At 71.9% G+C, this 14,204-nt stretch carries 11 protein-coding genes; 7 read left to right on the top strand and 4 right to left on the bottom strand.

Annotated features, from left to right (window positions below; genetic code table 11):
• Window positions 1-30 precede the first annotated feature (30 nt).
• Together dnaJ and ACIQUQ_RS10240 are read left to right on the top strand one after the other, a co-directional pair.
• The gene (gene dnaJ / locus ACIQUQ_RS10245) at window positions 31-1,206 is read left to right on the top strand and encodes a molecular chaperone DnaJ (protein ID WP_403973472.1); all 1,176 of its coding nucleotides are present in this window, start codon (window positions 31-33) and stop codon (window positions 1,204-1,206) included.
• Between the two features lie 4 nt (window positions 1,207-1,210).
• A complete protein-coding gene (locus tag ACIQUQ_RS10240) occupies window positions 1,211-1,663 on the top strand; it encodes a heat shock protein transcriptional repressor HspR (protein ID WP_399943553.1) in 453 nt (150 codons plus the stop codon).
• Window positions 1,664-1,710: 47 nt separating this feature from the next.
• Here ACIQUQ_RS10240 and ACIQUQ_RS10235 read toward each other — a convergent pair whose 3' ends face one another.
• A complete protein-coding gene (locus ACIQUQ_RS10235) occupies window positions 1,711-2,724 on the bottom strand; it encodes a helix-turn-helix transcriptional regulator (RefSeq protein ID WP_403973468.1) in 1,014 nt (337 codons plus the stop codon).
• A 302-nt stretch (window positions 2,725-3,026) separates the two neighbouring features.
• Between ACIQUQ_RS10235 and ACIQUQ_RS10230 the strand changes: the two genes are divergently transcribed.
• Window positions 3,027-3,341: a (2Fe-2S)-binding protein gene (locus ACIQUQ_RS10230; RefSeq protein WP_403664555.1), complete on the top strand. Its 315-nt coding sequence runs from the start codon at window positions 3,027-3,029 to the stop codon at window positions 3,339-3,341.
• A gap of 303 nt (window positions 3,342-3,644) precedes the next feature.
• Here the strand turns inward: ACIQUQ_RS10230 and ACIQUQ_RS10225 are convergent, their stop codons facing one another.
• Complete coding sequence (locus ACIQUQ_RS10225) at window positions 3,645-4,049, bottom strand: pyridoxamine 5'-phosphate oxidase family protein (protein ID WP_403973466.1); 405 nt, start codon at window positions 4,047-4,049, stop codon at window positions 3,645-3,647.
• 176 nt (window positions 4,050-4,225) lie between these two features.
• Here ACIQUQ_RS10225 and clpB point away from each other — a divergent pair, with 176 nt between their 5' ends.
• Window positions 4,226-6,811, top strand: a complete 2,586-nt coding sequence (clpB, locus tag ACIQUQ_RS10220) for an ATP-dependent chaperone ClpB (protein ID WP_403973463.1) — start codon at window positions 4,226-4,228, stop codon at window positions 6,809-6,811.
• A gap of 171 nt (window positions 6,812-6,982) precedes the next feature.
• Entirely contained in the window at window positions 6,983-7,519 is a 537-nt protein-coding gene (locus ACIQUQ_RS10215; RefSeq protein WP_403973460.1) for a YbjN domain-containing protein, read from the top strand.
• Window positions 7,520-7,650: 131 nt separating this feature from the next.
• On the opposite strand, the gene ACIQUQ_RS10210 is transcribed toward ACIQUQ_RS10215, so the two are convergent.
• On the bottom strand, window positions 7,651-9,498 hold the full coding sequence (locus ACIQUQ_RS10210) for a hypothetical protein (RefSeq protein ID WP_403973458.1): 1,848 nt from the start codon (window positions 9,496-9,498) through the stop codon (window positions 7,651-7,653).
• 103 nt (window positions 9,499-9,601) lie between these two features.
• A complete protein-coding gene (locus ACIQUQ_RS10205; RefSeq protein WP_403973456.1) occupies window positions 9,602-10,819 on the bottom strand; it encodes a pyridoxal phosphate-dependent aminotransferase in 1,218 nt (405 codons plus the stop codon).
• A 683-nt stretch (window positions 10,820-11,502) separates the two neighbouring features.
• Between ACIQUQ_RS10205 and ACIQUQ_RS10200 the strand changes: the two genes are divergently transcribed.
• Window positions 11,503-12,024, top strand: a complete 522-nt coding sequence (locus ACIQUQ_RS10200) for a DUF2617 family protein (RefSeq protein WP_403973453.1) — start codon at window positions 11,503-11,505, stop codon at window positions 12,022-12,024.
• A gap of 218 nt (window positions 12,025-12,242) precedes the next feature.
• A complete protein-coding gene (locus ACIQUQ_RS10195) occupies window positions 12,243-14,105 on the top strand; it encodes a polyamine aminopropyltransferase (RefSeq protein ID WP_403973450.1) in 1,863 nt (620 codons plus the stop codon).
• Window positions 14,106-14,204: the final 99 nt, after the last annotated feature.

The following is a 14,204-nucleotide window of genomic DNA, read 5'->3' as shown; positions in this document are numbered from 1 at the left end:
CAGCACCCGCACGCGGGAGGAGGGACGTCGATGAGCACGAAGGACTTCGTGGAGAAGGACTACTACAAGGTTCTCGGCGTCCCCAAGGACGCCACCGAGGCCGAGATCAAGAAGGCGTACCGGAAGCTCGCCCGCGAGTTCCACCCGGACGCCAACAAGGGCAACGCGGAGGCCGAGGAGCGCTTCAAGGAGATCTCCGAGGCGAACGACGTCCTCGCCGACCCCAAGAAGCGCAAGGAGTACGACGAGGCCCGCGCGCTCTTCGGCAACGGCGGCTTCCGCCCCGGTCCCGGGGCCGGCGGTTCCTTCAACTTCGACCTGGGCGACCTCTTCGGGGGCGCCCAGGCCGGAGGCGGGGCCGGTGGCTTCGGCGGCGGCCTCGGGGACGTCTTCGGCGGCCTGTTCGGCGGCCGGGGTGCGGGTGCGGGCACGCGTACGCAGCCCCGGCGCGGCCAGGACATCGAGTCCGAGGTCACCCTCAGCTTCACGGAGGCGGTGGACGGCGCGACCGTCCCGCTCCGGATGTCGTCCCAGGCGCCCTGCAAGGCCTGTTCCGGCACCGGCGACAAGAACGGCACGCCCCGGGTGTGCCCGACCTGTGTCGGCACCGGTCAGGTCTCGCGCGGCGGCGGTGGCGGCTTCTCCCTCACCGACCCCTGCGTCGACTGCAAGGGGCGCGGCCTGATCGCCGAGACCCCCTGTGAGGTCTGCAAGGGCAGCGGCCGGGCGCGTTCCTCGCGCACCATGCAGGTCCGCATCCCGGCGGGCGTCTCCGACGGCCAGCGGATCCGGCTGCGCGGCAAGGGCGCGCCGGGCGAGCGCGGCGGTCCCTCCGGCGACCTGTACGTGGTGGTCCACGTGGACTCCCACCCGGTCTTCGGCCGCAAGGGCGACAACCTCACCGTCACCGTGCCGGTCTCCTACGTGGAGGCCGCGCTCGGCGGCGAGGTGAAGGTGCCGACCCTCGGCGGGCCGCCGGTCACGCTGAAGCTCCCGGCGGGCACACCGAATGGGCGTACGATGCGGGCGCGCGGCAAGGGCGCGGTGCGCAAGGACGGCACCCGTGGGGACCTGCTGGTCACCGTCGAGGTCGCCGTACCGACGCGGCTGTCGGACAAGGCGCGCGAGGCCCTGGAGTCGTACCGCGACGCCACGGCGGACGAGGACCCCAGGGAAGAACTGTTCCAGGCCGCGAAGGGAGCGTGACGCCATGAACGGCGACGGCCGACGACGCAACCCGTACGAACTCACCGACGAATCGCCGGTGTACGTGATCTCGGTGGCCGCACAGCTCTCCGGCCTCCACCCGCAGACCCTGCGCCAGTACGACCGCCTGGGCCTGGTCTCCCCGGACCGCACGGCCGGGCGGGGCCGCCGCTACTCCGCCCGCGACATCGAGCTGCTCCGCACGGTGCAGCAGCTGTCGCAGGACGAGGGCATCAACCTCGCGGGCATCAAGCGCATCATCGAACTGGAGAACCAGGTGGCCGCGCTCCAGCAGCGCGTCGCCGAGCTCTCCTCGGCGCTGGACGGCGCCGCAGCGGCCATGCAGCAGCGCGAGGCGCAGGTGCACGCGTCGTACCGGCGCGACCTGGTCCCGTACCAGGACGTCCAGCACACGAGTGCGCTGGTGGTCTGGCGCCCCAAGCGCCCGTCCGAGTAGGCGATTTCAGGCCAAGATCGGCCCCTGCCCCTGCGGGCGGGGGCCGTTCAGTTCTCCGGCGCGTCGAGGATGCCCGACTGGGCTATCAGGTAACCGAGTTGCGCCCGGCTCCCACTGCCGAGATGGCTGGCCAGCTTGGCAATGTGCGCCCGGCATGTGCGCACGTTCATCCCCAGCCGGCGGGCGATCGCCTCGTCCACGTGCCCCTCGACGAGGAGTTGGGCGATGGAGCGCTGGACGCCCGTGATGCCGTCCGGCATCGGGGTGTAGGTGACCTCCTCGCGCAGCGGCACGGCGCGCCGCCACAGCTGTTCGAAGACCTTGATGAGGTACTCGACGAGGCCCGGGTGGCGCAGCTCCAGGGCCACCCGGCGGTCGTCGCTCGCGGGGATGAAGGCCACCGTCCGGTCGAAGATGATGAGCCGCTCGATGAGCTCCTCCAGCGTGCGGATCTCCACCTTCCCCGAGGAGATGCGGTCCACGTAGGCGAGGGTTCCCTGGCTGTGGCGGACGGTGTGCTGGTAGAGCGTGCGGATGCTGACCCCGCGGTTGATCAGCGGCGCGTCCCGCTCCAGCGCCTGGGTCAGCGCGAGCGACGGACGGGGGCCGCCGGGCTGTACCGTCAGGACCTCCGTGTGGCACTCGGCGGTGGCGATGTTGAGCGCCGCGTTGATGCGGTCGAAACCCTCCAGCACGGTGATGGCGTGGGTGTTGGAGGGCGTCTGCGCGCTGATGGCGAGGAACGGCTCGAAAGTGTCGGTGAGTTCTACGGACAGCCGACGCCGGTCCTGGATCTCGCGTTCGATCGGGTGGAGACGCTGCGCGAGTGCGACGGACGGGGGAACCGGCCGCAGGGAGTTCGCGTCATCCGGATCCGGATGGAGCAGCGCGAATTCCAGCAGGCAAGGAGCGCTTTCAACTTCTGCGCGGGCGATGCGTCCGGTGCTGAGCGCGGTGGCGTACAACCGCACGCCGTCGTCGCACAGGGCCGTGACCGAGTGGGGATGTGTCGGCTTTGTGGTGATGCTGGGCAAATCTCCACCCCCCAGGGTCCTGAACATGCAAGAACATGATGCATCGTCCTTGTGGCACGGACGTGCCTGAATGAGCCATCGTCTGACACGCGGGGGAGAGGATTCCATCAAGTGAGGACGAAGCCGACCATGTATAAGAGAATGCTTCGCTCGGCGCTTGCCGTTGTTTTCTCCACGGTTGTGGCCTACGGGGCTCTGGGCGGCGGTGTCGGGTCCGGGGGGACGGGTGCCGTGGTGGCCGGCGCTGCCGACGACACCGGCTGGACCACCGCGCCGACGGGTACCAAGGCGGACACCGGGTGGAACTCGCTCCCCGAGGCGGTGGCGTGATGACTCCTGACGACCGTTCTTTCCGCCGGGAAATGGCTTCCGCGTACCGCTCCGGCTGGCAGTTCATCGATCTCGTCACGGCGATCCCCCACGCCGGCGACTCACTGATGGTCACGTTGTTCGGCCAGCCCATCGTCGTGGTGCGCGAGGAGGACGAGGACGTGCGGGCGTACCGCTGCCTGCGCAGGCCGCGGGGCGCGCCCCAGCCCGTGCGGTGCGAAGTCCGCTACGGCATGGTCTTCGTCAACCTCGATCAGCGTGACCACCAGCTCTTCGAGCCCGATTTCACCACCGCCACCCCCCGCAGTGCCTGAAGCGATTCCCCCGTCGTTGCAGATCGCTTTAGGCGCTTCCCCCACACAACGGCGCCATCGTGGACCTGAACACGATGGCGCCGTTGTGCTGTCCGCGTCCATACCGCGGACCGGCCAAAGAACGGGGCATGTGGCGCGTACTGGTCCTTCCGGTGCCGAAACCCACCGGGCGGGCGTGCGGGCCCGCCGTGCGGCCGCGCAGGCCCGCCGTACGGCCGCGCAGGTCCGCCGTACGGCCGCGCAGGTCCGTCGTGGCGGCGCGCAGGTCCGCCGTACGGCCGTCCGGACCCGTCGTGCCGTCCCTCAGGCCCGGCCCATCGCGCGGTCCAGGGTGATCTCCATGACCACCCGGTCCGGGTTGGGCGACGGCATGCGCCCGTACCGCTCCGCGTAGCGGTTCACCGCGTCCGCCACCGCCTCCTCGTCCGTACGGATCACCGCGCGCCCCTCCAGGGTCGCCCAGCGGCGTCCTTCCATCTGGCAGACCGCGACCCGGGCGCCGCCCGGCTGCGCCGCCAGCACGTTGCGGACCTTCTTGCTGTTCTTGTTGCTGATCACCCGCGCCAGGCCGGCCTCCGGGTCGTACGTCACGCCCACCGGGACCACGTGCGGCGTGCCGTCCGGCCGCGACGTCGTCAGGGTGCAGATGTGGCGCTCCCGCCAGAAGGCGAGGTACTCGGGCGTCGGGTTCAGTGGATCCAGGGACATGACCGCAGCGTAGGGCTTGAGCCCTGGCTTGAGTCGGCTAGACTCAACTTCATTGGTTGAGCGGAACAGACTCAACTTTGTATCCGTTGATGAAGTCAGACCGATGTGGGTCCCCGGCGCCGCAGCCGGGACCTCCGGTCGGACCCGCCGATCGTCCCGGAGAGGAGAAGCCGTACGTGGACGCCGAGCTGACCAACAAGAGCCGGGAAGCCCTCAACGCCGCCACCACCAGGGCGGTGAAGGACGGCCACCCCGACCTCACCCCCGCGCACCTGCTCCTGGCCCTGCTCTCGGGGACCGACAACGAGAACATCACCGACCTGCTCGCCGCCGTCGAGGCCGACCAGGCCGCCGTGCGCGCCGGCGCCGACAAGGTGCTGGCCGGCCTGCCCAGCGTCACCGGCTCCACCGTCGCGCCCCCGCAGGCCAGCCGCGACCTGCTCGCCGTACTCGCCGAGGCCGACAAGCAGGCCAAGGACCTCGGCGACGACTACCTGTCCACCGAGCACCTGCTGATCGCCACGGCCGCCAAGGGCGGCGCGGCCGGCGAGGTGCTCACCCGCGAGGGCGCGACGGCGAAGAAGCTGCTGGCCGCCTTCGAATCCGTACGAGGAGGACGTCGGGTGACCACCCCCGACCCCGAGGGCCAGTACAAGGCCCTGGAGAAGTTCGGCACCGACTTCACCGCCGCCGCCCGCGAGGGCAAGCTCGACCCGGTCATCGGCCGGGACCACGAGATCCGGCGCGTGGTGCAGGTCCTGTCCCGGCGCACCAAGAACAACCCGGTGCTCATCGGCGAGCCCGGCGTCGGCAAGACCGCCGTCGTCGAGGGCCTCGCCCAGCGCATCGTGAAGGGCGACGTGCCCGAGTCGCTGAAGAACAAGCGCCTGGTCTCCCTCGACCTCGGCGCCATGGTCGCGGGCGCCAAGTACCGCGGCGAGTTCGAGGAGCGCCTGAAGACCGTCCTGGCCGAGATCAAGGACAGCGACGGGCAGATCATCACCTTCATCGACGAGCTGCACACCGTCGTCGGCGCGGGCGCGGGCGGCGACTCCGCCATGGACGCCGGCAACATGCTCAAGCCCATGCTGGCCCGCGGCGAGCTCCGCATGGTCGGCGCCACCACCCTCGACGAGTACCGCGAGCGGATCGAGAAGGACCCCGCCCTGGAGCGGCGCTTCCAGCAGGTGCTGGTCGCCGAGCCCAGCGTCGAGGACACCATCGCCATCCTGCGCGGCCTCAAGGGCCGGTACGAGGCCCACCACAAGGTCGTCATCAACGACAGCGCCCTGGTCGCCGCCGCCACCCTGTCCGACCGCTACATCACCTCCCGCTTCCTCCCCGACAAGGCCATCGACCTGGTCGACGAGGCCGCCTCCCGCCTCCGCATGGAGATCGACTCCTCCCCGCTGGAGATCGACGAGCTCCAGCGGTCCGTGGACCGCCTCCGCATGGAGGAGCTGGCGCTGAAGAACGAGTCCGACCCCGCTTCCCGCGAGCGGCTGGACCGGCTGCGCAAGGACCTCGCCGACAAGGAGGAGGAGCTGCGCGGCCTGACCGCCCGCTGGGAGAAGGAGAAGCAGTCCCTCAACCGCGTCGGCGAGCTCAAGGAGCGCCTCGACGACCTGCGCGGCCAGGCGGAGCGCGCCCAGCGCGACGGCGACTTCGACGCCGCCTCCAAGCTGCTGTACGGCGAGATCCCCGCCCTGGAGCGGGAGCTCGCCGAGGCCACCGAGGCCGAGCAGGAGGCCTCCAGGGACACGATGGTCAAGGAGGAGGTCGGCCCGGACGACATCGCGGACGTGGTCGGCTCCTGGACCGGCATCCCGGCCGGCCGCCTGCTGGAGGGCGAGACCCAGAAGCTGCTCCGCATGGAGGACGAGCTGGGCCGCCGCCTGATCGGCCAGACCGAGGCCGTACGCGCCGTCTCGGACGCCGTGCGCCGCACCCGCGCCGGCATCGCCGACCCGGACCGGCCCACCGGCTCCTTCCTCTTCCTCGGCCCCACCGGCGTCGGCAAGACCGAGCTGGCGAAGGCCCTGGCCGACTTCCTCTTCGACGACGAGCGGGCCATGGTCCGCATCGACATGTCGGAGTACGGCGAGAAGCACAGCGTCGCCCGGCTGGTCGGCGCGCCGCCCGGCTACGTCGGCTACGAGGAGGGCGGCCAGCTCACCGAGGCCGTCCGCCGGCGCCCGTACAGCGTGGTCCTGCTGGACGAGGTCGAGAAGGCCCACCCCGAGGTCTTCGACGTGCTGCTCCAGGTGCTCGACGACGGGCGGCTCACGGACGGGCAGGGCCGGACGGTGGACTTCCGCAACGCCATCCTGATCCTGACGTCCAACCTGGGCAGCCAGTACCTGACCGACCCCGGCACCTCGGACGAGGTGAAGCGGCAGCAGGTCCTGGAGGTGGTCCGGTCCTCCTTCAAGCCGGAGTTCCTCAACCGCCTCGACGACATCGTGGTCTTCTCCGCCCTCTCGAAGGACGAGCTGGCCCACATCGCCGAGCTCCAGATCGCCCGCCTCGCGAAGCGGCTGGCGGAGCGGCGCCTGACCCTCGACGTCACGCCGGAGGCCCTGGCCTGGCTCGCCGACGAGGGCAACGACCCGGCCTACGGCGCCCGCCCCCTGCGCCGCCTGATCCAGACGGCCGTCGGCGACCGCCTGGCCAAGGAGATCCTGGCCGGCGAGATCAAGGACGGCGACACGGTCCGCGTGGACGTGGCGGGCGTAGGCCTGATCGTGGGCCGCGCGACCTGATCGTCCCTGCTCAGAGGCCATGGGCGGCGGGACCCTCCGGGGTCCCGCCGCCCCTTTGCGCACCCTCCGGGGGCGGACGGGTTCCGCCCGCAGCGGATCGCGGCGGCGGGGCTTGCCATGGGGTGGGCGTGATGGGGGAGGATGGCGGTATCCGCACGAAGGGAAAACACGGTGAGCATCGATCCGGCCTCGATTCCGAACTTCGGGGGCCAGCCCGACCCGCAGGCCAGTGGACCGGCGGGTCCCGTCGTGCCCGACCAGGACCTGGTCAAGCAGCTGCTGGAGCAGATGGAGCTCAAGTACGTCGTCGACGACGAGGGTGACCTCGCGGCGCCGTGGGAGGAGTTCCGCACGTACTTCATGTTCCGCGGCGAGGACGAGCAGCAGGTGTTCTCGGTCCGGACGTTCTACGACCGTCCGCACGCGATCGAGGAGCGTCCGCAGCTCCTCGAGTCGATCGACGACTGGAACCGCCGCACCCTGTGGCCGAAGGTCTACACCCACACCCACGACGACGGCTCCGTCCGCCTCATCGGCGAGGCGCAGATGCTGATCGGCACCGGCGTCAGCCTGGAGCACTTCGTCTCCTCGACCGTCAGCTGGGTCCGCGCCTCCATCGAGTTCGACAAGTGGCTCGTGGAGCAGCTCGGCCTGGAGAAGGAGATCGACTCCGCGGGCGACGAGCCCGAGGGCGACGACGAGGCCTGAGCGGCCGCGCCCGGAGCGGGACCCCGGCGCTGAGCGCCGGGCAGGTCCCGTGGGCGTACGACAGCCCGGCGAGGGCCACGGTCACGACGACCGCGGACCTCGGCCGGGCTTTCGTCATTTCCGCCCTGGGGTCAGAATCGGCGGACCCTGCGGAGGGAGTCCGGGTAGAGCTCCTTGCCGGAGGTCTTCTTGTTGAGGATCGAAGTCGCCCCGAGGTCCGCCATGGTCGGGCCGTTGGGCGTCCGCCGGCTGGAGGCGAAGCGGTGGTCGCCGTGCTGGTCCCGGCCCATGTAGATGCCGGTGTGATCGACCTTGCCGTCCGGGGTCTCCGGGTCGTCCTTCGAGCCGGTGGCGTCGAAGAAGACCACGTCGCCGATCCGCAGCCCGGCGAGGGAGGACGGCCGGACGTCCACGCTGTCGATCACGGTGACGCCCGGACCCCACTTGTTCTGGTCCGCGGAAGTCCGTGGGAGGTTCCCGTTCCCGAAGTTGTTGCTGTGCACCATGGGAATGCCCATGTGGTAGCCGTAGACCATCCGGACGTAGCCGGAGCAGTCGAGATTGCGCTTCCAGTCCGGATCGTCGGGATCCACGGCCGCTCCCGTCGTGGGCGCGGCCTTGGCGTCCTCGTCGGGAGCCGGGTAGTCCCACGGCAGACCCATGTAGTGGTTGAAGTCGGCGCCGACGCGACGCGTCCCGTCCGGCAGCCGGGGGCTGTACCCCGACTCGCCGAGCACCTGCGCGCCGCCCTGCGCGGCGCTGGTCACCGGGGTGCCGAAGGCGCGCAGGGCCGAGGCGTAGGCGAGGGCGTCGGGTGAGGTGTCGGCGGCCCAGGCGCGGATGCGCTGCTCCAGTTCGGGGGTCCACTGGCCGTCGAACTTCGCCGGGAGCAGACGCACCCAGGTGTCGTGGGAGACCACCGGGGGCTCGGCCCAGTACGCCTCGGTGACCGCGATGTCGTACACGTACGCGTTCAGCGGGAGGCCCGTGCTGCCGGCGGAAGCCAGGGCGCGGATGCCGATCCTGCCCTTCGCGAAGGTGGTGTCGTGGGCCTCGACCCAGGTCGGCGGCTCCGGGGTGTCCTTCTTCCAGGCATGGGCGCGAATGTGCGGCCCGGCCTTCACGACCCGGACGTACCAGTGCTCGTACGCCTGGTAGCCGGTGCCCACCTGGGTGGGTGACCGGAGCTCGGAAGACTGGTCGTCGACCTCCTTCTCCAGGACCAGCTGGACCTGGCCGGCGGTGGTGAGGATCAGCCGGGCCCGGTAGTGGTTGTTGACGGCTCCGCCGGTGCGCTCGGGATCCGCGGTGAAGACCAGCGCGAGGGAGCAGGGCGCTCCGGTGGGGACCCGGGCGAACGAGAAGCGGGCGGTGACGTCGAGATCGCCGATCTCGTCGTCGAGGAGGAGGCCGTAGCGCGCGGAGTTGTCCGTGGTGAGCTTGACGACGCCGCGCTCGTTGTCGATGTCGTAATCGGTGCTCTGGCCGTTCACCATGTCCCACTTGCCGCCGCCGGGCGACGAACCCCAGCCGGTGTTGTCGGGCAGATCGCGGTGGAACTCGTCGGTGAAGTCCTTCTTCTGTTCCGTGAACCAGCGGCGCGGCCCCCGCACGGTCACGGTCTTCGCGTCCTTCGTGAGGGTGGCGAGCACGCCCTCGGAGTCCAGGACCTCGGTCAGGGCCAGCCCGCCCGACGTCACCGTGCGGGTGGTCAGCGTGCCCGCGGGGTGCGGGGTGAACGGCCAGGTGCCGCCGCCGTCGATGACGACGGGGGCACGGCGGAGCGGGTCGGGCACCGGGGCGGCGGGGCCGGTCGAGCTCCCGGTGGACGTGGTGGCGGCGGGTACGGCGGCAGGGGCCGCGGCGGCCCGCGGCGCCTGGGCGAGCGTGCCCGCGGCAGCCGCCCCGGCCAGGGCGGCCAGGGCGGAGCGGCGGCTGAACGCCCCGGACGAGGGCGTGGGCGACGATGCGGTCGGCATGACTGGATCCCCCCGGATTCGGTCGGTGATGACGGTCCGGGGACTCTAACCGGGCATGATCCACAGCCTGTGGGCGGGGGCGGAGGCCGCCCGGCTGGGGGCGCTACAGCTTGCGGAGGCGGGTGGCGGCTTCCTCCAGGACCTCGTCCTTCTTGCAGAAGGCGAAGCGGACGAGGGAGCGGCCCGCGGTCTCGTGGTCGTAGAAGACCGAGTTCGGGATGGCGACGACGCCGCAGCGGGCCGGCAGCTCGCGGCAGAAGGCCAGGGCGTCCCGCTCGCCGAGCGGGGTGATGTCGGTGGTGATGAAGTACGTGCCCGCGGGGCGGAAGACCTCGAAGCCGGCCGCCTCCAGGCCGCGGGTCAGGATGTCGCGCTTGCGGGCCATGTCGGCGCGGAAGCCCTCGTAGTACGCGTCCGGCAGGGCCAGGGCCTCGGCGATGGCGTACTGGAACGGTCCCGACGAGACGAAGGTCAGGAACTGCTTCGCGGTGCGGACGGCCGCCGTCAGCGCGGGGGAGGCGGTGATCCAGCCGACCTTCCAGCCGGTGAAGGAGAACGTCTTGCCGGAGGAGGAGATGGTGACCGTGCGGTCGCGCATGCCGGGGAACGAGGCGATCGGGACGTGCGCGCCCTCGAAGACCAGGTGCTCGTACACCTCGTCCGTGACGACCAGCAGGTCGCGCTCCACGGCCAGCTCCGCGACCGCGCGCAGCTCGGTCTCGGTGAGGACGGTGCCCGTGGGGTTGTGGGGGGTGTTGAGGAGGAGCAGGCGGGTGCGCGGCGTGACGGCGGCGCGCAGCTCGTCGAGGTCCAGCCGGAACGCGCCCTCGTGCGGGCGGAGGGTGACCGGGACGCGGGTGGCTCCGGCCATCGCGATGCAGGCCGCGTACGAGTCGTAGTACGGCTCCAGCGCGACGACCTCGTCGCCGGGCTCCAGCAGGGCCAGCAGGGAGGCCGCGATGGCCTCGGTCGCACCCGCGGTGACCAGCACCTCCGTGTCCGGGTCGAAGGCGAGCCCGTAGAAGCGGCGCTGGTGGTCGGCGACGGCGCGGCGCAGTTCGGGGATGCCGGGGCCGGGCGGGTACTGGTTGCCGTGGCCCGCGCGGACGGCGCGCACCGCGGCCTCGGCGATCTCCTCCGGGCCGTCGGTGTCGGGGAAGCCCTGGCCCAGGTTGACGGAGCCGGTGCGGACGGCGAGCGCGGACATCTCCGCGAAGATCGTGGTGCCGAAGGAGGCCAGGCGCCGGTTCAGGAACGGGCGGCCGCCGGCGGCGGATCCGGGCCCGGGCGGGGTGCCGTGAGGTGCGGTCATGGGCGCCATCCTGCGCGGAACCTCTGGACTTGCTCAAGTGTGCTTTGGGCCGTGGCGCGCGGGGGGACACCCCGGATACGCGGGACGCGGGGATCCCGCACTCGGGGGACCGAGCGAGTGCAGAAGGGGGCGAGGATCATGTTCCTGGCCTTTGGAGTGCTGTTGGTGCTGCTGGTGGCGGGACTCGTCTGGGTGATGGCCCGCAGCGGGGCGCAGGGTCGCCCGCGCGGCCGCCGGTCGCGGAGCTGGTGGGCCGACTCCGGTTCCCACGGCGCCGGGACGTCGTGCGGCACGGGGTCGTCCTGCGGTTCCTCCTCGTCCTGTGGCGGCTCGTCCTCGTCCTGCGGGGGCGGGGGAGGGGGGTGCGGGGGCGGCGGGTCCTGAGGGGCCGCGCGCGACCCGGCAAGGTCCGAGGGGCCCGGCGGCGCAACTTCCGCCGGGCCCTGTCGCGTTGAACAGGTGAACTGGGTAGCCCCCGAGGGGATGTAAACCACGTCAAGTTGGGTAAAAACGCTGTGTGCGCCGTGCCTTTCATGATTCCCTCGGTTGAGTAGACCAGTCCTCGGACCTCCTCGGGCCTCCTCGGATCTCCCAGGGCTTTCCTGTGGACGAGCCGGTGACACCCCCATCCGCCGCACGGCCGGCCGGGGCGCGTCCGGCCGACCTCCCTCGCGCGTTTGCGGAGCCGATTCATGCTCACGACCCTCAAGACCACGTACACCGACACGCGTGCCGCCGACCTCGCCTGGGCCCTGGGCCGTGAACCGCTGCCCGCCCTCGCCGTAATGAACCTCGAACTCACCGGCGCCAAGGTGGAGTTGCGCCTGCTCGGGGCCTCTCACCAGGTGCTGCTCGAAGAAGGCGACGCCGTCTGTTCCGAGACGGTCGCCTGCATGCCCGGCAGCAGTACGCCGCTGCCGCTCGGGGTCGCCAAGCGCATCGGCGCCTGGGAGTACGAGTTCGCCGCGCGCGTCGAGACGCTGTCGCAGGGCTCGTTCGCGGGGCGTGCGCAGGAGTTGCTCGCGCTGGTCGCGGATCACCCGAACGGGCTGGCCGGCACCTTTCCCGGGAGCCCGCACGCCTTCACGGCCATGCTGGCGCAGCGGTACGAGGGCCAGGTGCGGTGGCGCACGTGGCACGCGTACCCGCAGGAAGGCCAGCTCGTGGCCACGCGGACACGCGTGGGGGTGCGGATGGCGGCCACGCTGATCTGAGGTACGGCGCGGGTGGGTGGTGTCGTGGTGGCGGTGGTGCGGGTGGTGTCGCGGGTGGTTGCGTGCGGCGTCGTGCCGGCGGTGGTGCGGGTGGTCCGGTTCGGCGCGGGGTGGGGTGCGCCGCCGCACAAACGATCCGCCAACTGGCTGACACAGTGCGCCAGTTGCACCCATGTGGGTGACGGGGTGTGGGCATGGAGTGACGTACGGTTCGGTTCATGATCGACCGTTCCCCTGCCCGTGGTGGGGAGGCCCCGTGCGCTTCCGCCGCCCGCGGCGGGCTCCCGGCGCCCGCGGCGGATCCCGTGCCGGTGGCGGATCCCGTGCCCGTGGCGGGCCCTGCGCGGGTGGCCGTGGACGAGGACGGGCCCGAGGCTCTGGCGGGCCTGGGCCTGGAGGGTGTGGCGGCTGCGGCGGAGGCCAGCCCGTCGGATGCGGTTGCGGCGGAGGCCGGTCCGGCGGCGCTGCCCGTGCGGCCCAGGACCGGACGGCTGCTGGTGCTCGCGACCGTGTTCATCTGTGCGGCCTGCGGACTCGTGTACGAACTCGAACTGCTCGCGCTCGCCTCGTACCTCATCGGCGACTCCGTCACCCAGGCCTCCGTCGTGCTGTCCGTGATGGTCTTCGCGATGGGCGTCGGCTCCCTCCTCGCGAAGCGGCTGCGGGCCCGGCCGGCCGTCGGCTTCGGGGCGGTGGAGGCGGTGCTCGCGCTCGTCGGCGGCCTGTCCGCGACAGCGCTGTACGCGTGCTTCGCCTGGCTCGGCGAGTCCAGGCCCGCGCTGGTGGCGTTCTCCCTCGGGATCGGGGTGCTCATCGGCGCGGAGATCCCGCTGCTCATGACCTTGATCCAGCGGGTCAGACGGCAGGACGCGGGCGGTGCCGTCGCCGACCTCTTCGCCGCCGACTACGTCGGTGCCCTGGTCGGCGGCCTGGCCTTCCCCTTCCTGCTGCTGCCGGTGCTCGGGCAGCTCACCGGCGCGATGCTGACCGGGACCGTCAACGCCGCCGTCGGCGGAGCGCTCGTGCTGTGGCTGTTCCGGGGGGACCTCAGCAGGCGGGCGCGGTGGCTGCTGCTCGCGGCCAACCTCTGCGTCCTCGCCGTGCTCGCCTCCGCCACCGTGCTGGCCGACGACTTCGAGCGGGTGGCGCGGCGGGCGGTGTACGGGGCCGAGGTGCGGGTCGCCGTACAGACCGACGTACAGGAACTGGTGGTCACCGGCCCCTCCCGCGGGTCACCGCGGTCGCTCGACCTGTACCTCGACGGGCGGCTGCGGGTCAGCGGGTACGACGAGCACCGCTACCACGAGGCGCTGGTGCACCCCGCGATGAACGGACCGCACGAGCGGGTGCTGGTGCTGGGCGGCGGGGACGGGCTGGCCGCGCGCGAGGTGCTGCGGTACCCGGACGTACGGCGCGTGACGGTGGTCGAGCTGGACGCGGGGGTGGTGCGGCTGGCGCGGACGGACCCGATGCTGTCGCAGCTGAACGGGCGCGTCTTCGACGACCCGCGGGTGCGGGTGGTGACGGCGGACGCCTTCCGGTGGCTGCGGGAGGGGGAAGTGGGGGAAGACGGGGACGGGGAACGGGGTGGTCCTGGTGCTGGTGCCGGTCGGGCCTCGACCGCTTACGACGTGGTCGTGTCCGACCTGCCGGATCCCGGGATCACGCCGAGCTCGAAGCTGTACTCGCAGGAGTTCTACGGGCTGGTCGCGCGGGCGCTGAGGCCCGGGGGCCGTGCGGTCGTGCACGCCGGGTCGCTGTCGGCGCGGCCGCACACGTACTGGACGGTCGAGGCGACGCTGCGGGCCGCGGGGCTCGCCACCCGGCCGTACACGGCGGGGGGCCGGCTGTCGGGGTTCGAGGCCGGGCCCGACCGGTCGACCGGGCGCGGCGGGGCGCCGGTGGACTGGGGCTTCGTACTGGCCGGGTCGGGGCGTCCGCCCGCGCTGGGGGTGCGGCGGGACGCGGGTGCGCTGCGCTCGCTCTCCGACGCCGCGCTGGACGCGGCCTCGCGGGACGCGGAGCGGGCCAGGATGCGGGGGCTGCCGGCTTCCACGCTGCCGCATCCCCGGTACACGTAGGGCTCCGCCGGGGTGGGTGCCGGGCGGTCGGGGCCGCGACCGGTGGGTCGCCCGTGCGCGGGAGGGTGCGCGGGGCGTCCCCGTGGGTAGGCTCGGCTG

Origin of the sequence: Streptomyces sp. NPDC101118 (assembly GCF_044759445.1) — a bacterium.
In the GTDB taxonomy this organism is placed as follows: Bacteria; Actinomycetota; Actinomycetes; order Streptomycetales; family Streptomycetaceae; genus Streptomyces.
Note: the sequence above shows the minus strand (reverse complement) of the source record. Positions and strands in the feature narration are given on the sequence as shown.

Bases quoted from the DNA above. Each gene is read 5' to 3' on its own strand.
- dnaJ (WP_403973472.1), top strand. From the start codon at position 31: ATGAGCACGAAGGACTTCGTGGAGAAGGACTACTACAAGGTTCTCGGC.
- ACIQUQ_RS10240 (WP_399943553.1), top strand. From the start codon at position 1,211: ATGAACGGCGACGGCCGACGACGCAACCCGTACGAACTCACCGACGAA.
- ACIQUQ_RS10235 (WP_403973468.1), bottom strand. From the start codon at position 2,724: ATGTTCAGGACCCTGGGGGGTGGAGATTTGCCCAGCATCACCACAAAG.
- ACIQUQ_RS10230 (WP_403664555.1), top strand. From the start codon at position 3,027: ATGACTCCTGACGACCGTTCTTTCCGCCGGGAAATGGCTTCCGCGTAC.
- ACIQUQ_RS10225 (WP_403973466.1), bottom strand. From the start codon at position 4,049: ATGTCCCTGGATCCACTGAACCCGACGCCCGAGTACCTCGCCTTCTGG.
- ACIQUQ_RS10210 (WP_403973458.1), bottom strand. From the start codon at position 9,498: ATGCCGACCGCATCGTCGCCCACGCCCTCGTCCGGGGCGTTCAGCCGC.
- ACIQUQ_RS10205 (WP_403973456.1), bottom strand. From the start codon at position 10,819: ATGGCGCCCATGACCGCACCTCACGGCACCCCGCCCGGGCCCGGATCC.
- ACIQUQ_RS10200 (WP_403973453.1), top strand. From the start codon at position 11,503: ATGCTCACGACCCTCAAGACCACGTACACCGACACGCGTGCCGCCGAC.
- ACIQUQ_RS10195 (WP_403973450.1), top strand. From the start codon at position 12,243: ATGATCGACCGTTCCCCTGCCCGTGGTGGGGAGGCCCCGTGCGCTTCC.